We start from the raw sequence: 22155 nt of genomic DNA, 5'->3' as shown, positions 1-22155 counted from the left end.
TCTAATTAGAATTCCCGAAGTGTAATTAACGGCATTTTTGTACTCTAAATATTCTGTAGCTAAGGTTTAGAGGTAATTAAGGGCAATTTTGTATCTTAATTATTCCATAATGCCCCTTTTAGAGTGGTTTTTTAAAAAATAAGGTACAATAATGCGCTTAATTCTCTTATTTACCTATTTTTGAGAAATATAAGATACAAAAATGCACTTATTTGGGAGAACCTTTTTTCACGGTTAAGAAGACGGAGAAAGGGAGGGGGCAGGTAGAGTTGTGCTCTAAAGCCCTAACTTCACCAAAATCACACCTGCTCTTTTGTTTGAATTTTAATAGTGAGAGTAACTGATCAGCATGATCCACTTTTGTTAATATCAACAATCCACCCGACGAGAGTTGGCCTGAAACTTTGTTTGAATAGAGCTAGCCAGAACGTCCAAATGACAACTGGTCTGATAACGTTAGTAAGTACGACCAAATGACAACTGGTCTGATAACGTTAGTAAGTACGACCAAATGACAACTGGTCCGAATAAAGATAGCAAGTACGTCCCAACGACACTTTGTTCGATTAGAGAAAGTACGTCCAAATGACAAGTTGTCCGAATAGCGCCAGCAAGTGGTTCCAAAAGACACTTGATCCGAATAGCGCCAGCAAGAACATCCGAGTTATCACTATCTACCTATCTATTTATTTTACCCGCCAATACGTTTATCCTAACACTTCTTGTGAACTTTCTCTGTTTATTCGCTTATGAAATATAGATGACAGGAAAGGAAGGACTAGGCCGATCTTGGCGTTAAGGGATTCATCATGCAGACTCGCCATAAGTGATTAATGTGCTGGAGTCTGTTTTACCGGGATTACTTTATAGAGGCCCAATTGGCCCTTCTATATCGCATATACAGCAAGCATGGGATTGGTTTCGGTTTACCATACGAATGAGGAGGGTTCACTTATGAAACTGGTACTTTTATCAGGCGGTTCAGGTAAGAGGCTCTGGCCATTGTCTAATGATTCACGTTCGAAGCAATTTCTGAAGGTACTGGAAAGCCCGCAGGGTGAGCCGGAATCCATGGTGCAGCGGGTGTGGAGACAGCTCGAAGAGACTGGACTCGCAGATTCATCTTATCTGGCTACAGGCCGTGGGCAGGTAGAAATGATCCAGAGCCAATTGGGAGGCCATGTGCCGATTATTGTTGAGCCTGAGCGCCGCGATACCTTCCCGGCTATTGCGCTGACGGCGGCTTATTTATATACAGTAGCTGGCGTATCGCCTGCTGAGACGGTGGCTATTTTGCCAGTGGACCCTTATGTTGAGGCTTCTTTCTTTGAAACTGTAGCCCAGCTTGAACAAACGATAGAGGAGAGCGGCGCAAATTTGGCGCTCATGGGTGTGGTGCCTGAGCATGCTTCGGAGAAATACGGGTATATCATCCCGACCTCCGATGAGCCTGCGGTGAGCGGCTTTATGCAGGTAAGCCATTTCCAGGAGAAGCCGGATCGCGTTCAGGCCGAGGAGCTAATCAGCCGCAATGCGCTGTGGAACTGTGGTGTGTTTGCTTTCCGTCTCGGGTATCTGCTGGATATTCTGCAACGCAAGGGGCTGCCTCTCAACTATGAGGAACTGCAGAAGCAGTATAAGCTACTGTCTTCTATTAGCTTTGACTACGAAGTGGTAGAAAAGGAAGAGCGAATTGTTGTTCAGCCGTATGACGGCTTCTGGAAGGACCTCGGCACGTGGAATACATTGACGGAAGAGATGAGCAGTAATCATGTTGGCAAAGGCGTTGTCACAGCTGATTCGGAAGGCACCTGCCTCGTGAATGAACTGGATATTCCTATAACAGTCATTGGGGCGAAAGATCTAATTATCGCTGCCAGTCCTGACGGTATTCTCGTAACCCATAAGGCGGAAAGCCCACGGATCAAGGAGGTGCTGAAGTCGTTTGATCAGCGCCCGATGTACGAGGAGCGTCGCTGGGGCCATTATCGTGTCATTGATTATGTGAAATATGAAGAGGGCAATGAGGTGCTGACCAAACGGATTTGCATCTCACAGGGCAAGAATATCAGCTACCAGTTGCACCGCAAACGCAGTGAGATCTGGACCATTATCAGTGGGGAAGCCAGCATTGTGCTGAATGAGAAAATGCACAACGTGAAGGCTGGCGATGTGGTCCGTATTCCGGAGGGCACCAAGCATGCCATCCTGGCTTTGACGGATGTGGAGTTTATTGAAGTGCAGACAGGCTCTGAACTGGTGGAGGAAGATAATATCCGTATCACCCTGAATTGGGAAGATATTGGGCTGCATCAGTTTATCTCCTAGGACCGGATTCCAATGTCAGGAAATTTAATAGAACAAACTATCTATTTAACCAAATGCGAAACTTACAAAACAGGTATAAAGACTCAAAAATGATATTTTTTTCATAAATGCACTAAAAAATAATTAAATAGCGTCGATATTTACGGTAAGAGGAATAAACCCTCTAATTCGACAAAAGGCAAACCTATCGAAAGGTAGGGACGCAAAGCCACAGGGCCTTTCGCAAGAATGGCAGCCTGGCTACCGAAAGGGAGATGTATGTTGAAAGCTTACCGTAAGTATCGTTTGTTGCGCGCCCTCCTGTCCCTTGTTCTGTTTCTGACAGCCCTTCCCCTTGGAATGGGAATCGTCCCGTCTGCGGCAGGAGCTGCAAGCTCCGGTACTCCGGTTAATCCCGCTGCCTCGCCTGAAGCTGTAAAGTTGCTTAATTATATGTACTCTTTATCTGGAAAAGGAATTATTGCAGGGCAGCATGACTACCTGGAGAGTCCCGACGAGTTCAATCTTAAGCTGCAAGACACCAGCGGTAAATATGCCGCACTGCACGGTTACGAGATGGGGGCCATCAGTGGCCAGAATGAGAGTCAGGTTGCCTGGTATCGCCAGAATGTAGTGAACAGCGCCATCAACTGGCACAAAAGCGGCGGAGTAGTCGCCATGACCTTCCATGCCAACCTGCCGGGAACCAGCTATGATTGGTCCAATGTCTCCAGAAGTCTCAGCCAAGAGGAGTTTAACAAGTACGTTACTCCAGGGACAGTACAGTACAACAACCTGATTGCCGAACTGGATAAGGTGGCTGTACCTTTGAAAAGCCTGCGTGATGCAGGGGTGCCCGTATTATGGCGGCCGTATCACGAAATGAACGGAGACTGGTTCTGGTGGGGAAAGAAAAATAATTTCGCCGCACTTTGGAATATTATGTATGACCGTTTTGTTAACGTTCATAAATTAAATAATCTGCTGTGGGTATGGAGTCCGAATGCCCCGAATGCTTGGGCTGATCCGTATGCCCTGACCTATCCGGGGGCGGATAAAGTAGACATTCTCGCCGCGGATATATATGAGAACGATTATAAACAAAGCCATTATGACAGTCTGCTGGCGCTGGCAGCCGGGAAGCCGATCGGTATCGGAGAGAACGGGGAAATGCCAGACGTAGCCAAGCTGAGAGAGACCCAGAGCAAATGGACCTTTATGATGACCTGGGGAAAAATGCTGTACGATAATAACCACACTGATAATATTAAAGGTTTTATGAACAACAGCTACACGATAACCAGAGACAAGTTTGCGGCTGGAGCGTTGCCAGCACCTACGCCTACGCCACCACCGGCACCTCCAACACCAACTGTTACGCCATCGAACACACCGAAACCTCCTGCTCCAGCTAACCCTACAGGGAATGCTGGAACGGGGGGGACGCATAAGTCGGCTAATGGGTTAACGGGAGAATACTTCAATAATATGCAGCTTTCCGGTGCACCAGTTCTTACCCGGGATGATGCAGTAATTGATAATAATTGGCGGCAGGGTTCACCAGATACAGCCCTGCTCGGTGTTGATAATTTCTCTATCCGCTGGACAGGGAAGATCAAACCGCTGTATAGCGAAGATTACCAGATCTACACCGAATCCGATGATGGCATTCGGGTATGGATCAACGGGCAAGCGGTCATTGACAGCTGGAATAATCAGAGCGGAGCTGAGCATCAGGGCAACATCGCCTTGAACGCCGGGCAGCTGTACGATATTAAAGTGGAGTATTACGAGAATCTGGGCGATGCTCGGGTTCGCCTGATGTGGGGGAGTCCTAGTCAGGTGAAAGAAACGGTTCCGGCTAGCGCATTGTTCATAGGCGCGTGAGGAACTGAGAATTACGTTATCTAGACATTACGCGTTTAAAGGGTAACAGCAATGAGGATTATTTTCAGCCGATCGGTAGCCCTGCTCTTTGGCAGGGCTACTGAACTATAGGCCTCCGGGAGAAGAGAGCGGGTTGACCTGGATGAAGGTCAGCTTAGTTACGACCGGACTGATATCCCGGCTACCGAAAGGAAGATGACACATGAAGCCATCCCGTAATTTTCGGCTGCTTACGACCTTGTTTCCGGTTCTTCTGTTTCTGTCTCTCCTGCCCTCCTGGGGCGATGTTCCCGATTCGGGTGCCTCTCCCGAGGACAAAGCGGCGATAGCCCCGGTCAATCCTTCGGCTTCGCCGGAGGCACGCCGATTGCTACAATATTTGACAGATCTTAGCGGTCAGGGAATCATCTCCGGGCAACATGATTATCTGGAAAGTCCTGATGAATTCAACAATAAATTAAAGTCAGCCAGCGGGAAATATGCTCTGCTGCATGGCTATGAACTTGGGGCCTTGAACCATCAGTCCGCTAAGACAATTGCTATGCAGCGCCAGGCTGTGGTGAACAGCGCCATCAAGTGGTATGAAGGGGGCGGAATTGTCGCTATGACCTTTCATCAGAACTTGCCGGGAACTTCCCCGGTATGGTCCAATGTTTCCATGAAGCTGAGCCAGGAGCAATTTAATGCCTACGTTACCCCAGGTACTCCACAATACAATAGTCTGATTGCAGAACTAGACGATATCGCTGGGTATCTGGGCGAATTGAGGGACGCAGGGGTACCGGTCCTTTGGCGGCCTTATCACGAGATGAACGGAGACTGGTTCTGGTGGGGGAACAAAAGCAATTTTGCCGCCCTCTGGAATCTGGTTTATGACCGCTTTACCCATATCCACAAGCTGAATAATCTATTATGGGTATGGAATCCGAACGCGCCGGGACCAACCGCGGGCCCTTACCGTGATTATTATCCAGGCCCCGGGACCGTCGATGTGCTGGCGGCCGATATTTATAATAATGATTATCAGCAAGCCTACTACGACGACCTGCTGAAGCTGGCTGGAAGCAAGCCGATCGGTATCGGCGAAAGCGGTGAGCTGCCGGACCCGAAGATACTGTCCAAGACCCAAAGCCGCTGGGTATATATGATGACCTGGGGGAAGATGCTGACCGGGAACAACAGTGCCGGACGGATTCAAAGCTTTATGGGCAGTCCGTATACGATATCAAGAGATGATTATATACGCACAGTAGGCATAGCCTCGTTATCTGAGAAGCTCACTGCCGCAAATGGTCTGACCGGAGCATATTTTAACAATGCAGAGCTGATGGGAAAGCCGGTGCTGCTTCGCCAAGACAGCGTGATTGATTTTAATTGGCATGGAGGCTCTCCGGCGGCAGGTATTGGCGCCGATACCTTTTCTGTGCGTTGGAAAGGGAAGATCAAACCACCATCCAGTGGAGACTACACCTTCTCGGTGTCCGCAGATGATGGGGTCAGACTCTGGGTTGGCGGCAAGCTGATCATTGACAGCTGGGAGAACCGGAGCGGAATGGATCGGACCGGCAGCATGAAGCTGCGCAAAGATAGTTTATATGATATTAAGGTGGAGTATTATGAAAATCGTGGAGATGCCAGCATCTCTCTGAAGTGGGCAGGACCGCACCTGAAAGAAGCCGTTGTACCGCAGAATGTATTGTTCTTACCATAATGGAAGCAGAGCTTTCAGGGCACATCACCTAAAGAAAGCGAGGACAAGGGAATGAGCGTAACGAGATCAACCCGCAAACCTTTACTTGCCATACTAAAATTTATTGCCTTGACGGTCTTATTTCTATTGTCTGTCTCTGTGTTTGGAAAGGACGGCACGCGTAGCGGTGAGGTGGAGGTCGATATGTCGAAGCTTACCGCCGCCAATGATACTGGTCCTGTAATTCCCCATGGCACCTTAATTTGGAGGTTGGGTCAGCATGACGGTTCGGCGCGTGAATTCGCCGTCAGTGGTTCATCCGGTGCCAAAGCGGAGTTCCAGGTAGCTTCTTCCGGAGTGAGGGCGACGTCGCTGAAGAGCATTCCCTCCGGTCTGGACGGGACGACAGAGCCCGAACTGAGTATCGACTACCAACTGGACAAGATCCCGGTGAACGGGGTCTTGTTTCGCGTTAGTATCCTGGATGCCTACAAAGCCGTACCGCAGATGAGTGTCTTTTCCAATCGACAGCTGTCGGGCATTATCCAGATTGCCGGTGTCGCAGGAGCAGAAGACCAATACAATTTCCGCAAAACCTATGAGCTGTACATTCCGAAGGAACAGCTACAGGTCGGGAGCAATGAACTGAAGCTTCAGGTGACCCGCGGTCTGTATTCTTCTAGTGCAGAGGATAAGTTCAACTGGTGGACATGGGATGACCTTAGTCTGGAATCACTGAATGAGCCGATTAAGGAACCGATTCATGGCAGCTACACGCTTACCGGAACGATGGTGAACAACAAGCAGTTTTATTTTGACGAAGGTGCGGTTGCGCATCTGCCTTATGTTATGAAGTGGCTGGGAGTGGCCTATAGCGGTAACATCATGCGTGCCAGCTGCGCCAGCGACGTGGGCCGGTCCTGCTCCAACATGGAGGAGTATTATAAGGTGCTGAAGGATTACAATATGCAGGCAGTTGCGCTCTATTTATACACCGGCGACATCAAGCTGAAGGACGATGGTTCTCTATCTGATGAAGCGGCCAAGAAATTGACCGATTATTTCCGCCAGTACAGCCCGTATTTTCAATACTATGAAGTCGATAACGAGCCGGGGCTGTTCAACCGTTCCAAGGCGGTTAACCTGGCTGTGGCTCATTGGCTGAATACTAAAGGGAAAGAGATTGCGCCGTACCTGAAGACGGTAGCTCCGGGCTGGGCGTATTGGCCGGAATACCAGCAGAATTCCTGCGGTAACCAGAAGGGGGGAGTACGTGAGTGCGGAGACCCGGATGGGTGGGAACGGGATCCCAAGCAGCGGCTGGAGCTGGAACAAGTAACGGATCTGACAAATGGACATTCCTATGGGGATTCTTATATTTTCAGCAACGGAGGAAGCTTCACGGAAAATTTGAAGACCTTTGGCGGAGCTGCGGACGGTCTGGCCAAAAAAATGCTGACCACCGAATTTGGTACCTCGGATAGTCATGTGGACGCCTACCAATATGGTGCGACCGAGCGGACGGCTGCCGTATTCGACCGGATAATGCGGGCGCATATCGGTTATGCGGATATGTTCATCCAGCACGCTGCATTTTTCAAGGATTTCAGCCTGTTCAAATACGGATTTAATCTGGAAGAGCATGACCCCGCCAAGACGGAGATTTACTATACGAAAAATAATGAGGATTCCCGGGTCAGCATTATGCGCCGTTTGAGTCTGGCCTATGCTACACAAGGGGCTCCGCTGACCTATGAGGTTACGAATAAAGCAGCCCTGGATGATAAACTCGTCTACGTCCGTGCTGTAGATACCTCCACGCTGGACCCGCTTGCCGGTAGTGGCGCGACCTCGAACAAGGTGCTGGTGAATCTCGTGAATTTCGAGAATACGGTGCAGACGGTGTCCGTGAATGTGACTATGCCGAAGGCCGTAATCTATGAGGGAGAGCGGTTCGGCAACGGGAATACCTATGAAGAAGCACGGAGTTATGTAACGGGGAAAAAAGCATCTCCTGTACTGACCTTTAAGGAGACGCTGGCGCCTGGGGAGGGTGTGCAATATATTTTGCAGCCTTCAGCTGAGATGAAACCGTCAGCGCCACAGAAGCTGAAGGCCGTTGCCCTCAAAGGCCCAGCCGTCCAGCTGAACTGGCTGGAAGCGCCGGGTGCAAGTTATGAAGTGCTACGGGGCGAAGGTTCTGGCGGTGCGCTGCAAGTCATCGCTTCCGGTGTGCCGAGCACGCAGTATACGGATATTAAATTACGTGAGGGCACCCTCTATACTTATAGGGTACGTGTCACTGGCTCCACAGTAATGTCGGAACCTGTACAGATCACAGCTACTGGACTGGTACCGCTGGACCGTAGCGGATGGCAGGCCTCCTCCAACGCAAGCGGCGGGACCTCTAATCCGCGAAGCGCTTTTGACGGTGATCGCCGGACCCGCTGGGATACCGGCAAACACCAAGTCTCGGGAGAGTATTATCAGGTGGATTTGGGTGAGGCCCACAGGATTGAAAGACTGGATCTTGATAACACCCTTTCCCCTTATGATTACCCTAGAGGTTATGAAGTCTATGTCTCGGAAGATGGAGCGGACTGGAGCAGGATTGCTTCAGGCAAAGGCAGAACAGAAGCAACGACCATTACCTTTACTCCGACCCAGGCACGCTATGTGAAGATCTTGCAGACAGGCAGCGGTGGAAACTACTGGTCGATTCACGAGCTGCAAATTTACTCGAGAGATTAAAGCAACGTGAAATTATTCTATTTAGTACGAACTTAACAGTCTAACATCATGGATAGGGAGAAACTCTTGGTATACAAAGGTGTAACTTGAGGCATCACGTTCGAGAATAAGAGGGGTTTTGGGCTTTGATAACAGGAAAATATACCTTTAATTATTTTCTTACACCTTATTTGTGAAAAATAAAGGGAATTTCTCCAGTTAAAAAGCCTCTTATCACCGTTATTGCATAGTTACAGAGGATTTAACGGGAGTTTTTCCAGTTATTTTAAAAAAAAGAAGAGGATTTAATCAAAATAACAGGAATAATTCCCGTTATTCCCATGCCCTATGGAGTAAAGTCGGGCTTTTCCGTGCAATTGTCACCTGAAAGAAAGGAATTCTTGTAAATCAAGGTCTCTTTTTATACCTTAGGACAAAAGAGCGTGTTATCTAGATGTCGATGTCTATTTTCGAAATGACGTTGTGTTTTTAAATGCGTTTTAAATATCATTATAATAAAACAAATAAGCCTCCATCCGCAGATTGCGGATCGGAGGCTTGTTCGTTTTTGGTATCACGCCCGTGCTGTATTTAGCACGCTGAGTTGAATGAAGGGACAACGTGGCCTGTGGCCTTGTCTCTGGTTAAATAAAGTTCAAACCTTCCATATAAGGTAGGGGCAGCGTAGCGTCCCCTTCCGGAGTTCCAGCCGGGAGAAGCGGGCTGGCGGGATCGAAGAGCAATGAGATCAGCCCGCGGTCATCTGTTGCGGCGGAGAGGCCGATGTTCCGGCTTGTCCGGAACGCCTCGGTCTGCCGCAGCAAGGCTCCACGGTCAGCGATGCAGACCGTGCCGCTGTTCGCGCCGCCCGTCATAGCGGCGCGGGCATCGCGCAGCAGCGACAGCAGGCTGCGCTCCTGCCATGGCACGGGCACCTGCAGTTTGCTGGTGCCCGTGCACAGGGCGGCCTTGGCCAGTAGCGCAGCTACCGCTTCCGGCCGCCCGGCCCATTCCAGCGCCGTCCCTTGGTTCGGCGCGTCACTCTCTGCCGCCGTCAGCGCAGCCCCGGCGCCATCCCCCGCCGCCAGCAGCGCAGCCCCGGCGCGATCTCCCGCCGCCGTCAGCGCAGCCCTGGCGCGATCTCCCGCCGCCAGCAGCGCAGCCCCGGCGCGATCTCCCGCCGCCGGTAGCGCAGCCCCGGCGCGATCTCCCGCCGCCGGCTCCACCGCAACGGCGACAAAGCCCTCGATGCTGCCGTCCCGCTCGGCGACGAGGGTGCGCTGGGGCAAGCCCAGCACACCCGCATACGCCGCGGCCCCCAGCAGCACACCCAGCTCGGCCGGACTGTGGACATGTCCGGCCTGCCGGGACAGGAGCAGCCGGTTGACCGCGGGCAGGTCGCCCGGCTGCATCGGCCGCAGCGTCCAAGCGTCCCCGGACGCAGCGGCAAGGGCCTGTGCCGAGTCCTGCGTAAGCTCGGCATGCACGGCTGCTCCGAAGGGTACGCAGCCCGCACGTTCATACAGGGAGCGGTCGCCGGACACGAAGATCAGCGACGCTCCGGCTCTGGCCGCATGGGCCTGGCACAGCTTGAGCAGCTGGCCGGCCAAGCCGACTCCCCGATAAGCCGGGGCAGTGCACACCGCCCCGATGGAGAAGACCTCCAAAAGCATTTCCTCAGCCTGAATGACAGAGGGGACAAGCCCCATGAACGCCGCCAGTGTCCCGTCACTGGTAAAAGCACCATAAGAATGGCTGATTCCCGGCTGGAAGATCGCCGGGAATAACTGCTTCATGGAGAGATCACCGTCTTTTCGAAAAATGGCATCTGCCAGTGCCGCGGCTTGATCCAGCTCGTTGTTTCTGATTAATCTTAGTTGCATTTATAGTCTGCCCCCTGGTATGGAATGAAGTAATCGGTGCAATTTAATAATTAAAGTATAAGGACAGTGAGATTTAATATCCAGTCTTGTCCATACTACCAAGTGTCTCAAGTAGACGGATATGCGGGTAATAATGGAAGGATACAGCCGCAGCCGTGCGGCCTGCCTAATACAGGAGGGGTGTGAAGATCTCGATGAGTCATCTGGCGGATCAAGTTATTATGTTGCTGGCGGCGCTGCTATTGATTGGGGTGCTGTCTACCAAGTTCTCCACACGCTTTGGCATGCCAGCGCTTGTGCTTTTTATTGCTGCTGGAATGGTCCTGAGCCATTTCATTTATTTTAACAATGCATCACTGACACAGATTGCCGGTATTTTTGCCCTAGTTGTCATACTATTCGAGGGCGGCATGCAGACGAGTCTAAAGGATATCCGGCCTGTGATCTGGCCTGCCTTGTCGTTATCTACAATTGGTGTGCTGGTGACTACTGGCGTAGTTGGCGTATTTGCCAGACTTGTCCTTAATGTTCCCTGGACGGAAAGCCTGCTGTTCGGGGCCATCGTAGGTTCCACGGATGCAGCCGCTGTTTTTTCGGTACTTGGCGGGAAAAACATCGACAAGCGCCTTACCTCTACGCTGGAAGCAGAGTCAGGCAGCAATGATCCTATGGCCGTATTTCTGACGGTGACACTGATTGAATGGATTCAGCATCCGAATGCGGCGTGGTGGAGTCTGATATTTTCTTTTATATGGGAAATGGGGCTGGGCCTGCTGCTGGGAATTCTGCTCGGCAAGCTGGCTGTCTATCTCATTAATCGGATTAATCTGGAATCCTCCGGACTCTATCCGGTGCTGGCCATTGGCTTTGCCGTGCTTACCTATGGCGTAGCGGCGTTGACGCATAGCAGTGGTTTGCTGGCTGTTTATGTCATGGGCCTTACTTTAGGCAACTCTGATCTGGTGTATCACCGGACCATTATGAATTTCAATCACGGGTTTGCCTGGATGATGCAGATTGCCATGTTTATTCTGCTGGGGCTGCTCGTTTTCCCGGAGGAGCTGTCGTCTATCGCCTGGCAGGGTATTCTGCTGTCCGTCATTCTGATGGTCGTCGCGAGGCCCATTGGGGTCTTCCTGAGCCTGATGTTCGCCAAGTTTTCCCTGAGGGAAAAGACGCTGATTTCCTGGGCAGGTCTCCGCGGGGCTGTCCCTATCGTGCTCGCCACCTATCCGCTGCTGGCTGGCCTTGATCATGGCCGTTTGTTCTTTAATGTCGTCTTTTTCGTTGTGCTGACCTCAGCAGTTATACAGGGGACGACGATTTCTCCACTGGCTTCAAGGTTGAAGCTGATCGGGCAGGACGATAACACACAGCCTTCGCTTATGGAACTGGTGGCTTTAGGAAGAACGGATTGCGAGTTCAATCACATCGGGATCGACTCACTGATGCCTATTGCCGGCAAGCAGATCGCCGATATGGGACTGCCGGAGGATATTCTGTTTACGGCGATTATTCGTGACAAGAACATCGTGACCCCGCATGGCAACACGACGATCCAACCCGGTGATACGGTATATGTGCTCAGTCCGAAGGCCAAGCGGGAGGAGATGCGGGCTCTTTTCCGGTGTGGTCCGAGAAAGGCAGCAAGGGAGCATACGGTATAGCTTGGACTGCTGTCCCCGGCTTTCATCCACGATGAGGGGATCAATCGGTGGAGTGCCAATTTGCTTTGAAAATGGAAGAATTTTTCTTTAGTGTGACGCAAATAATATGCGATGAATAAGTGGTTATGCTACGTTTGGTACTAGCTAGGAGAATAGATTGCAAAAGCATTAAAGATGTGTTAAATTAAATATAGATTTAGAACGAGTCTAAATATAATAATTAACTTTAGGAGGTTTTACTAATAATGAGCACACAATTGAAGAATCAAACGGAACTGCAAGCTGCGTTGAACCGCCAGACCGCCAACTGGACCCTGCTTGGTGTGAAGCTGCATCATTATCATTGGTATGTGAGCGGACCGCATTTCTTCACTCTGCATGAGAAGTTTGAGGAGTTCTACAATGAGGCAGCCGGATATGTGGATGAATTGGCGGAACGCTTATTAGCCATTGGTGGACAACCTGCCTCGACGATGAAGCAATATCTGTCCCTCTCCGGATTGGATGAAGCACGAGGCGGAGAGAATGCCCATGATATGGTAGCAGAGCTGGTTAAGGACTTTGCTTCCATCGCCGAAGAGACCAAGGAAGCGATTAGTGCTGCGGAAGAACTTGGCGACCAGCCTACAGCGGACCTGCTTATTGGTATCAGAAGCAGTGTAGAGAAGCATGCATGGATGCTGAACGCTTATCTTGGCTAAGACTGTTGCTGTAATTCCTATGTGAACAAGTAAGCGCCCTGCGGAGGTTTATGCGCATGGGCGCCTTTTTGTTGTGTACAAGTAAGTAAAGAACCTATTCTGAATAGCGCTTCGAGAGCGTTGGCAGTATATTATGGCGCAGTCTGTTAATGAACAGGCTCTTTATTTGTGTTACGATACTTTCATAAGTACGCAAACATACGATAAATATATTTTACTAGATGGGGTTAGCCTATTGAGTCGTGCAAAATATAGATGGTTTATAGTGGGTGTTGTTGCGTTGTTTTTTGGGTTGATTATTTTATCTTGTCTCCAGCCCACAGATCAGCTGGTGGCCCGAAAGGGCGTATTGGATTTGCGGTCAGGGAAAGGTCTGAACAGTGCAAGTACTGCCCTGTTGGGAGAGTGGATGTTCTACCCTGGACAGCTCTTAACCGGAGCAGAGAAAGAGACGACAGACTCTAATATGCACTTCATTCAGGTACCTGGAAACTGGAGGAAAGCCGTCGACCCTATTTTTCATAAGAAAGCACTGGGATATGGCACGTACCGGCTGCAGGTACTGCTGGAAGATGGCGAGAATGAGATTGGTTTTCGGGTTCCGCTTATCCGTGCATCCCATCGTTTGTTCATAGATGGACGGGAGATTGGCTCGCAGGGAATTGTTTCTTCAGAGATAAAAGGCTACAAGTCCGGTGTCAAACCTTACATAACACATACTGAATTTAAAGGTGGCATTCTGGATTTGTACGTCCAGGTGGCTAACTATGATTTTTCATTCAGTGGGGGAATTATTCTGCCCTTTCAGATGGGGACGCTAGATTCCTTGTATAAGGGAGAGCAGCGAGACGCCGCTTTGGAATTCGGTATAGTCGTTATCTTTGGTTTTCTAAGTTTTTTCTTCGGATTTATGCACTTTCAAGCCCCGCGGAATGGATGGATCTATATTTCTCTGTTTTTCCTGAGTCTAATATTCCCAATCGTGTTCCAAGGGACGAGATGGATATTTACGATCTGGCCGGGAATTTCATTCCGCATGATATTGATACTCTATTGGCTGTCTATCTTTAGCATCACCTTCTGGATGTTTATGTTCGTGTACAGTCAGGAAAGCATGCGGACAAGCCAGTGGGTTAAACGTGGGATTATTATCTTTAATGTCCTGTTTATTGGTCTGATGCTGGGGCTTCCGCTATCGGTGTTAACCCGGCTTATTCCGGTGCTAATTTTGGAAACGATAGCCGTTTTTGGTTATGTTCTATTTATCCTTTTGCGCGGAATGAAGAATGAAGATCGATATAGTATGTATAAATTCTTGTCGTTTTTTCTATTTGCTGCGCATTGTTTTTCCAACATGCTGGTGCAGATTGGTGTTAATCATATTGGTGTCTGGTATTTCCTGCAGATTCTCCTGTTCACAAGCTTTTTCATTCTGATGTTTATGCATCAATTTCTGCTGGCCTATCGCAAGCTAAAGGTGCTGACCTCCGGGATCAAGCGGGTGGAACGGTTAAAGAATGAATTCACTGCGAGTGTATCAGAACAGATGATGATACCGCTGAATGCGGTCATCAGTATCGCCGATGCCAGATTGCATTCCGATGAACGGCTGACCCCGGAACAACGGGCGGATTTGCAGCTTGTAACATCAGTTGGGTGGACGATGCGGCGGCTGGTTGACGATCTACTGGATTTCTCCCGCCTGCAGGAGCAGGAGATCAGACTACATCTTCGTCCAGTGGATTTGTACGCAGTGATGGATGAGGTTATGGAACGCACCCGCTACATGATCTATAACGATTCAATTACGATGAACAATCGTATTGAGAAGACGATGTCTCCGCTGATTGCCGATGAACAGCGGCTGTATCAGATTTTGACGGGATTTCTTCAGCAGGGAATCAAGCTTATTATGGAGGGTTCCATTACCGTTGATGGGACTTCCCGCGAGGAATTTACCGAAATGCGTATACATCTGCACGGCAAAGGCATCACCTCTGTAGAACAATCCTTGGTTAGGGAGATATGGAGCCAGGCGGCGGATGCTAATTTCATGCAGAGTAATGACGGCCTCGGTCTGTTTCTGATTAAAAGACTTGTTGACTTACATAAGGGGACGTCAAGGATTGTTACAGAATTTGACCAGGAGATCACGTTCATCGTCACGTTCCCGTTGGTGGGGAGGAATGAGGTTGATATGTTAATCACTGGCCTGCCTACGCTTCAATCTAAGGACGACGCCGTTATGATGGACAGTCCTTGGGACGTTCATAAGAAGGATCGGGATAGCGAGATGGATTTCTCTGAAGGCAGCATTTTTGTGATCGATGATGATGTGCTGAATTTGAGACTTGTACGTGCTATCCTTGCACAGGATCAACACCGGATTACCGTAATAAGAGACCCCGAGCAGTTGAGGGCCCGGTTCCACGAGTTGTCCAAGGCAGATTTAGTAATCGTTAACCGTACTTTACCGGGCACCTCGGGATCTATGATCTGTCGTGCCATTCGTGAGCAATACACATTGTTCGAACTACCGATTCTCCTGTTGACTTCGCCGGGGCATGCGGACCAAGCAATAGAAGCGGGCCTGGCCGGAGCTAACGATTTTTTGAAAAAACCGCTTGAGGCCTCCGAGCTGCGTGTCCGTGTCCGCACTCTTGTACAGATGAAACGCTCGGTGACTGAACGGATCCGGATGGAGCTGGGTTTCCTGCAGGCGCAGATCAAGCCGCATTTTCTGTTTAACACCCTAAACTCTATCGCTGCGCTGAGCAAGCGCAGACCGGAGCAGATGAATCAGCTGCTGGCCGAATTAGGACATTATTTGCGGGAAAGTTTCCGGTTTGACAGTTCTCAGCCGCTGACGCCCTTTGAGCGTGAATTGAAGCTTGTTCAATCTTATCTTCATATTGAGAAGGTCCGCTTTGAGGATTGGCTAAATTTCGAGATCGAGCTGTTCACATCCACCCAATTCCGGATTCCGCCGCTGACGATTCAGCCGCTTGTGGAGAACGCAGTGCGGCATGGGATCATGCGCCGGTCTAAGGGAGGGACCCTTTGGATTGTAGTCAGTCGTGACATCGAGTACATTTGGATCTCCATCAAGGATGATGGGATAGGAATGACCCCGGAAACGGTAGCTAGTTTGCTTGATACAGCCTCCAGAGAAGGGGGCATAGGCATCCGCAATATTGATCGCAGGCTCAAGCAGCTATTCGGATATGGACTTCTCATCCATAGCGAGCTTGATAAGGGAACAGAAATTCAAATCCGACTTCCGGTCGAAAAGGTGGGTATCCATGAGAGCCATATTGATAGATGATGAACCCCTTGCTCTGACACATCTGGCGGAGGAGCTGCAGCGTTTAAGTGAAATTGAGATTATCGGAACGTTCAGAAGCCCGAAGCAGGCCTTGAAACATATTCTCCAGGAACAGCCGGAGGTTGTTTTTCTGGATATCGAGATGCCCGAGATGAGCGGAATTGATCTAGCCGAGCATATTTTGCAGCACCTTCCCCATACGCACATTGTTTTTGTCACGGTCTTTGATGAATATGCAGTGAAAGCATTCGAGCTGAATTCTTTGGATTATCTCCTGAAGCCGCTCCAGACTGAACGGTTGGCCAAGACGATTTCGCGGCTGGCCGCGACCGCAACCGGTACAGCTCCTGTAACCGACCCGGTATTTAAAATTCATTGCTTCGGTCCCTTGAAGTTTGAACGGGCCGGTCAGCCTCCGGCAGCCGTACGCTGGAAAACCTTCAGGGCTCAGGAACTGTTCTGCTTTTTGCTTCAAAACAGGGGCAAACCTGTCCGTAAGGAAGTGTTACTGGAACGGTTGTGGCCGGGTGTCGATTGGAAGCGTGGTGTAACGCAGCTCTACACAGCCATTTACCAGATTCGCAAGCAACTGCAGGCCGAGCATATCAATATTCAGATATCCAATCTAGAGGAAGGATACATGCTGGAACTGAATGGCGCCGTGGTGGATATTGAGATTTGGGAAAAGCAGATGGCTATGGCGCCAGCTCTGAATGAATCTACATTGCCTGCTCATTTACAGATTGCCTCGCTGTATAAGGGAGACTACTTTGGCGATTATGCTTATGAATGGGCCGAGATGGAGCAGACAAGACTGCGTGTCCTCTGGGTAAGGCATATTCGTCAGCTAGCAGGTTATTATATGGACGCACAGCAGCATGAGGAAGCAGTGTCCCTGTATCTTAAAGTCCAACGGGTGCTGCCGAATGAAGAGAGCATTTACTTCGAATTGATGCATCTATACAACTTCATTGGGGAGCGGCGTTCGGTTGAATACCAGTACGGACTGCTGGCCGGGATGCTGCGCAGGGATATGGATATGGTGCCGCATCCGAAGGTGCAGCGGTGGTTTGAGGCGTGGAAACGGGAAGGGCCGGGAGATGCTGACACGGAATAGTGTATGCATTAGGTTTTAGACCCACTTGTTTGGCAAGCGGGTCTATTTGGCATGGGAATACAATTTCAGAAATCTTTCAAGTCGATCCCTTATAATGTTGATAATTATTAAGAAAACAAGAGGCCTAACGATGAATCATATTCACAGTTCACACGATTACATGCTGGTGACCATTTCTTATCTGATTGCGGTTGCCGCTTCATTCAACGTCTTGGATTTGGCGGAGGGGATTAACAACACCAAGGGAAGAAGGCGCTGGCTATGGCACTTTTTTGGCTCCATTGTCATGGGGATGGGGATTTGGTCCATGCATTTTGTTGGAATGATGTCCATGACCCTGCCGTTTCCTGTCTATTATGACCTGTCGGTTGTACTTCTCTCGGTAGCAGTGGGAGTTGTAGCATCCTTCGTGGCTTTGTTAATTCTGGGGAGGAAAAAGCTGTCTATGGGCCAATTGCTCGGGGGAGCCTCGTTATTCGCATTCGGGATTTCAGCCATGCATTACATCGGCATGTATGCCATGCAAGTCAATATCTCGTATAACATCGGCTATGTGGCGTTGTCTATATTGGTTGCGTTTGTGGCATCCATTACTGCGTTATGGCTTTCCCTTTATTTTGTCCAGCAGGGTAGACGGAGTAGTTTTATAAAGAAGTTCGGCAGTGCTTTGATCATGGGGGCAGCAATTGCTGGTATGCATTATACCGGGATGCTGGCAGCCCATTTTGAGACAGAGGCATCTGCGGATCGAATGCTATCGCCCCTCAGTCAGATCCTGGACCAGACAAAATTAGGTTATATCATTGCTGCCGGCACTTTGTTTACGCTGGGCTTGTCGCTGATCGGATTGTACATCTCCAGGCTCTTTTCCAAACAGGCGCTAGAGAAGCAGGAGAATGAAAAGTGGTACAGGTCGCTCTATGAACACAATCAGGACGGCATTGTCTCCATCGATCTGCACCGAAAGATTATTGGTATCAATCCTGCAGCTGCGCGGATAACCGGCGTCCGGGAGAAGGAATTCAGGCACAGGCCTGCATCATCGCTCCTGACTTTGGTCGTCGAAGAAGAACAGGAGCGTATCCGGGAGCTCTTCCTGCGAACGATTGATGGTGAAGCTGTGCGTTACGAGACTGTACTGAGGCATGGTAGTCATGACAGAATCCATGTCAGTGTCGTACTGGCGCCTGTCATTGTAGATGAGCAGGTAGTGGGGAGCTACATTATCCTGCGCGATATTACTGAAGAGAAGCGGGCTGAGGAGAAACATCTTTATCTCGCATTTCATGATGAATTGACGGGTCTGCCTAACCGGCGCAAGTTCAATCAGACCATATCGGAAATGATAGAAGTCCGAAGTCAGGATCAGAAGCCCTTCGCCGTGATGGTTATGGATATCGACCGGTTCAAGATAATCAATGATTCACTGGGGCATATCTATGGGGATCTTTTCTTACAGGAAGTCAGCAGCCGGATTCTGCGAATTGTAAATAGTGATCAGGCGATGCTGGCGCGCATGGGAGGAGACGAGTTCGCAGTATTGTTTTATCCAGATACGGACGTGGAGAACTCCGCAGTTTTGGCGGATAAGATTATTCAGGAGATTGGACAACCGTACTACCTGAAGGATAATGAATTTTACGTCACGGCTAGCATTGGGATCGCGCTCTTCCCGGAGCATGGTCAAGATGCCGTACAGCTGTTGAAGAATGCTGATACGGCGATGTATGAAGTCAAAAAGAATGGGAAAAACGGCCATCAATTTTATTCCGTGGAGTTGTACGCTGTTCTCCAGGAACGAATGGAGCTCGAAGCCGATCTGAGAAAAGCGCTGGAGCGCAAGGAACTTGTACTGTACTACCAGCCGCAGATTCGGACAGGTGATATCAATATGGTCGGCGTTGAGGCATTGGTGAGGTGGAATCATCCCGTACGCGGATTATTGTCGCCCGATGTATTCATTTCGCTGGCAGAAGAGACAGGGCTGATTATGGAGCTGGGGAATCAGGTGCTGTATGAAGCCTGCCGCCAAATGCATGAATGGCACCAAGCTGGAGGGCCCGTTGTTCCGGTAGCGGTAAACCTGTCCTCCCAGCAGTTTCATCAGCCCAATTTGGTAGAACAGATCAAGCAAATACTGTCAGAGACAGGGCTTTCCCCGCAATATCTGGAACTTGAGATTACGGAGAGCATGATGATGGATGCGAAGCTATCCTTTGATATTCTGAATCAGTTGACCGAACATGGCATTCGGATCAGCCTGGATGATTTTGGAACAGGCTACAGTTCATTTAGCTACCTTAAAATGTTCCCGATTCATAAGGTGAAGATCGACCGTTCCTTCATTCAGGATTTGGCCGTGAATTCAAATGACAAAGCGATTGTCTCCACGATCATTACGATGGCAAAGCAGCTAAATATGGACGTTATTGCGGAAGGAATTGAGACCAGAGCACAACTGGACATCCTGGCCGAACAGGATTGCAATGAAGTTCAGGGGTATTTTTACAGCCGTCCTTTATCCGCTATCGATGTGGAGCAGCAGTTTTTTGTCCCGAGCCGGGCAGGGTCTGAATTAATGGAGCAGCGCAGAGGCTAACAAATCATTCGGATTTGAGGTATGGAGGAAGAGATTGAAAATGAGCATTGAACATCTGAAGGATTCAATCAAGGAAGAAAATGTAATCAGGGCATTGGAGCTTAATTTGGCGATAATCCGGTTCGATTTGCAGCGCCGGGTGACGTATGTAAATGAAATCTTCGCCAAGACCATGGGATATACACCAGTGGAAATGCAAGGAATGCTGCACCGGGAATTGTGCTTTTCCGAATTCAGTGACAGTCCTGCTTATGAACAATTCTGGGATAGCATCATTGGGGGCACAAGCTTCCAAGATAAGATTGAACGTAGAGATGCCAAAGGTCATCCTATTTGGCTGGAGGCTACGTACATGCCAATCTATGATGATGCTGGCGAACACATGCTGGGAGTATGCAAGATTGCGACTAATATTACGAACCGTCAAAATCATATCTCCACTGTTGTGGAAGAGCTGAAGCAGATGTCCAGCAGCCTGAATACTCGGGCCGAGCAGGGAATTGAGCGTAGCCAGGAACTGCTGGATAGTATCTCTGTTATTGCTGGCGTATCCTCCAATAATACAGCAACACTGGCAGGGTTACAGGAACAAGCACATTCCATACAGAGAGTGGTGCAGACGATTCGTGACATCGCCTCCCAGACCCAGTTGCTGTCACTGAATGCCGCTATTGAAGCTGCACATGCCGGAGAATATGGCCGGGGCTTCGATGTAGTCGCCAAGGAAGTGAGGAAACTGTCGAATATGGCCCATGAGTCCATCATTGAGATCAGAGACAGTGTTGAGGGAATTGCGCGGGAAATAACGAAGATCTCCAAAGGGACGACGGAGGTGCAGCATTACGTGAGTCTGAGCCAGCAGCAGATTGAAGTTGCCATGAATGAGTTCAGTAACATTCTGTCCTCTGCGCAGCAGTTGGATTCCAAGGCGGGTGATGTGACCCATATCGTCTAAGAGCTCATGGCCGGCTCTGCACAATTGCATATGAATAGCCCCAACTTCCTGACTACTTAATGAAGACACCGCCGAATGGCAAGGCTTCCCGCAAGAAACGCTTAAGAATCCCGTCATCGTTGTTGTCACGTTCAAAACGCCGGTTTTGGACTCCAGCCTGAAATAGCACGGGTCCATGACCCGTCATTTTCCAGTGATAGCTCATATGCTGGCTGGCGAGATGATTACCGTAGACGGTAAGCTCCAGCTTGGCGTTTTCAGGATAAGCAATAATGCTGCCGGCGTCTACATACAGAGGGTCATAAGGGTGCAGCTCAGCTTCACATACTGTGCCTTCCGTTAGAATGCCGATGCTTCCTATGCCAGAGAATTTGATTTTAACGATGTCGCGCGTGATAAACATATTCTTCATGCTGAGCACACGTGTCTGCATAGTTATGCCTTCGCTGTAATAGAAGAGGTGTCTGAAATCGTAGAGCAGATCATTATTACCTTCCAGTTCGAGCGTCTTAACCCGGTAGCCTGGGGGCAGTGCCGCTACGAAGCGGCAGGGGCCGGTCATATCGGAACGGATCAACTTGCGCTTGCGATAGATCCCTTTCACATCCATTAGCCGGTCCGCACGGCCTGACGAGGGCCCTTGATAAGCTATGATCTGCTGTGGATGCAGCACATGTACCGTTTCATTCTCACCGACGGAGAAGGACAGGGCTTGTCCGCTGGTGTTGTTGCCTTCATCCTGAACATCAATATTCAACGGGTCTTCCCCCTTGCTTCTGAGTCATTATTCACATACTCTTCATTTCTGCTTTACCTGAGGCGGTCATTTCTTCTGGAACGGCTCCGCATCCCTAGGCGAACCATCCGAATTAGCAGGAAATAGCCCAGGATCAGGCACAGTCCTGTAATGATAGTAACCTTAATTCGGTTAAAGTTGTTGTCGCGTGCCTGGCGGTCATCCCTTAACTCATTGACCATTTGGCTTAGCTGACGGTTCTGCTCCTGGAGGGCGGCATTCTGTGATACGGTTGCCCCCAGTTGATCCTTGGCTTCGCCGAGTTCGTTCTTGGTTCGTTCGAGCTCTTCCACCGTCTGACGGTAGCTTTCCTGCAGCTTATTGACCTCTCCGGGAAGCTCGGAGAACTTCTGGAATCCATTATATAGATCGCTGAAATAATTAGCCTGTGCTGAAGGAGCCGGAAGAGAGATGAGAATTCCGAGCAGCAGCAGAGCTGAGCATAACAGTCTAAATCTTTGGGATGTTATCTTTTTTCTCATTATTGCATCACCACCT

Annotated in this window: 13 protein-coding genes and 1 riboswitch; of the genes, 10 read left to right on the top strand and 3 right to left on the bottom strand. The window is 49.7% G+C overall.

The window, feature by feature from the left end; all coding sequences use genetic code 11:
- Positions 1 to 954: 954 nt before the first annotated feature.
- The 4 genes from ACFVU8_RS25455 to ACFVU8_RS25440 all read left to right on the top strand — a co-directional run bounded on the left by ACFVU8_RS25455 (position 955) and on the right by ACFVU8_RS25440 (position 8635).
- The gene (locus ACFVU8_RS25455; protein WP_379467274.1) at positions 955 to 2328 is read left to right on the top strand and encodes a sugar phosphate nucleotidyltransferase; all 1374 of its coding nucleotides are present in this window, start codon (positions 955 to 957) and stop codon (positions 2326 to 2328) included.
- A gap of 167 nt (positions 2329 to 2495) precedes the next feature.
- Positions 2496 to 2576, top strand: a riboswitch (cyclic di-GMP riboswitch).
- A gap of 10 nt (positions 2577 to 2586) precedes the next feature.
- On the top strand, positions 2587 to 4194 hold the full coding sequence (locus tag ACFVU8_RS25450) for a glycosyl hydrolase (protein ID WP_387431063.1): 1608 nt from the start codon (positions 2587 to 2589) through the stop codon (positions 4192 to 4194).
- Positions 4195 to 4396: 202 nt separating this feature from the next.
- Positions 4397 to 5905, top strand: a complete 1509-nt coding sequence (locus tag ACFVU8_RS25445; RefSeq protein ID WP_387431060.1) for a glycosyl hydrolase — start codon at positions 4397 to 4399, stop codon at positions 5903 to 5905.
- Positions 5906 to 6088: 183 nt separating this feature from the next.
- Positions 6089 to 8635, top strand: a complete 2547-nt coding sequence (locus tag ACFVU8_RS25440) for a discoidin domain-containing protein (RefSeq protein WP_387431193.1) — start codon at positions 6089 to 6091, stop codon at positions 8633 to 8635.
- Positions 8636 to 9258: 623 nt separating this feature from the next.
- Here ACFVU8_RS25440 and ACFVU8_RS25435 read toward each other — a convergent pair.
- Positions 9259 to 10497 (bottom strand): GNAT family N-acetyltransferase, encoded by a 1239-nt coding sequence (locus tag ACFVU8_RS25435; protein WP_387431058.1) that lies wholly within the window; start codon positions 10495 to 10497, stop codon positions 9259 to 9261.
- Between the two features lie 194 nt (positions 10498 to 10691).
- Between ACFVU8_RS25435 and ACFVU8_RS25430 the strand changes: the two genes are divergently transcribed.
- From ACFVU8_RS25430 to ACFVU8_RS25405, 6 genes are all read left to right on the top strand, one after another.
- Positions 10692 to 12164: a potassium/proton antiporter gene (locus ACFVU8_RS25430; RefSeq protein ID WP_379467408.1), complete on the top strand. Its 1473-nt coding sequence runs from the start codon at positions 10692 to 10694 to the stop codon at positions 12162 to 12164.
- A 245-nt stretch (positions 12165 to 12409) separates the two neighbouring features.
- On the top strand, positions 12410 to 12865 hold the full coding sequence (locus ACFVU8_RS25425; RefSeq protein WP_387431056.1) for a Dps family protein: 456 nt from the start codon (positions 12410 to 12412) through the stop codon (positions 12863 to 12865).
- 235 nt (positions 12866 to 13100) lie between these two features.
- Positions 13101 to 16190 (top strand): histidine kinase, encoded by a 3090-nt coding sequence (locus ACFVU8_RS25420; protein WP_387431054.1) that lies wholly within the window; start codon positions 13101 to 13103, stop codon positions 16188 to 16190.
- Entirely contained in the window at positions 16168 to 17307 is a 1140-nt protein-coding gene (locus tag ACFVU8_RS25415; RefSeq protein WP_387431052.1) for a response regulator, read from the top strand. Before ACFVU8_RS25420 ends, ACFVU8_RS25415 begins: the two co-directional genes overlap by 23 nt.
- Before the next feature lie 130 nt (positions 17308 to 17437).
- The gene (locus ACFVU8_RS25410) at positions 17438 to 19906 is read left to right on the top strand and encodes an EAL domain-containing protein (protein ID WP_387431050.1); all 2469 of its coding nucleotides are present in this window, start codon (positions 17438 to 17440) and stop codon (positions 19904 to 19906) included.
- 40 nt (positions 19907 to 19946) lie between these two features.
- Positions 19947 to 20861 (top strand): methyl-accepting chemotaxis protein, encoded by a 915-nt coding sequence (locus ACFVU8_RS25405; protein WP_387431048.1) that lies wholly within the window; start codon positions 19947 to 19949, stop codon positions 20859 to 20861.
- 52 nt (positions 20862 to 20913) lie between these two features.
- Here the strand turns inward: ACFVU8_RS25405 and ACFVU8_RS25400 are convergent, their stop codons facing one another.
- Together ACFVU8_RS25400 and ACFVU8_RS25395 are read right to left on the bottom strand one after the other, a co-directional pair.
- Positions 20914 to 21570 (bottom strand): AIM24 family protein, encoded by a 657-nt coding sequence (locus tag ACFVU8_RS25400; RefSeq protein ID WP_387431190.1) that lies wholly within the window; start codon positions 21568 to 21570, stop codon positions 20914 to 20916.
- Between the two features lie 101 nt (positions 21571 to 21671).
- Positions 21672 to 22139, bottom strand: coding sequence for a hypothetical protein (locus tag ACFVU8_RS25395; protein ID WP_387431047.1), 468 nt, complete (start codon positions 22137 to 22139; stop codon positions 21672 to 21674).
- Between the last annotated feature and the right edge of the window lie 16 nt (positions 22140 to 22155).

It is taken from the genome of Paenibacillus sp. NPDC058177 (genome assembly GCF_042883835.1).
Classification (GTDB): domain Bacteria; phylum Bacillota; class Bacilli; order Paenibacillales; family Paenibacillaceae; genus Paenibacillus_AQ; species Paenibacillus_AQ agri.
Note: the sequence above shows the minus strand (reverse complement) of the source record. Positions and strands in the feature narration are given on the sequence as shown.

Coding starts and splice junctions, on each gene's coding strand:
- ACFVU8_RS25455 (WP_379467274.1), top strand. CDS start 955: ATGAAACTGGTACTTTTATCAGGCGGTTCAGGTAAGAGGCTCTGGCCA.
- ACFVU8_RS25450 (WP_387431063.1), top strand. CDS start 2,587: ATGTTGAAAGCTTACCGTAAGTATCGTTTGTTGCGCGCCCTCCTGTCC.
- ACFVU8_RS25445 (WP_387431060.1), top strand. CDS start 4,397: ATGAAGCCATCCCGTAATTTTCGGCTGCTTACGACCTTGTTTCCGGTT.
- ACFVU8_RS25440 (WP_387431193.1), top strand. CDS start 6,089: ATGTCGAAGCTTACCGCCGCCAATGATACTGGTCCTGTAATTCCCCAT.
- ACFVU8_RS25435 (WP_387431058.1), bottom strand. CDS start 10,497: ATGCAACTAAGATTAATCAGAAACAACGAGCTGGATCAAGCCGCGGCA.
- ACFVU8_RS25430 (WP_379467408.1), top strand. CDS start 10,692: ATGAGTCATCTGGCGGATCAAGTTATTATGTTGCTGGCGGCGCTGCTA.
- ACFVU8_RS25425 (WP_387431056.1), top strand. CDS start 12,410: ATGAGCACACAATTGAAGAATCAAACGGAACTGCAAGCTGCGTTGAAC.
- ACFVU8_RS25415 (WP_387431052.1), top strand. CDS start 16,168: ATGAGAGCCATATTGATAGATGATGAACCCCTTGCTCTGACACATCTG.
- ACFVU8_RS25410 (WP_387431050.1), top strand. CDS start 17,438: ATGAATCATATTCACAGTTCACACGATTACATGCTGGTGACCATTTCT.
- ACFVU8_RS25405 (WP_387431048.1), top strand. CDS start 19,947: ATGAGCATTGAACATCTGAAGGATTCAATCAAGGAAGAAAATGTAATC.
- ACFVU8_RS25395 (WP_387431047.1), bottom strand. CDS start 22,139: ATGAGAAAAAAGATAACATCCCAAAGATTTAGACTGTTATGCTCAGCT.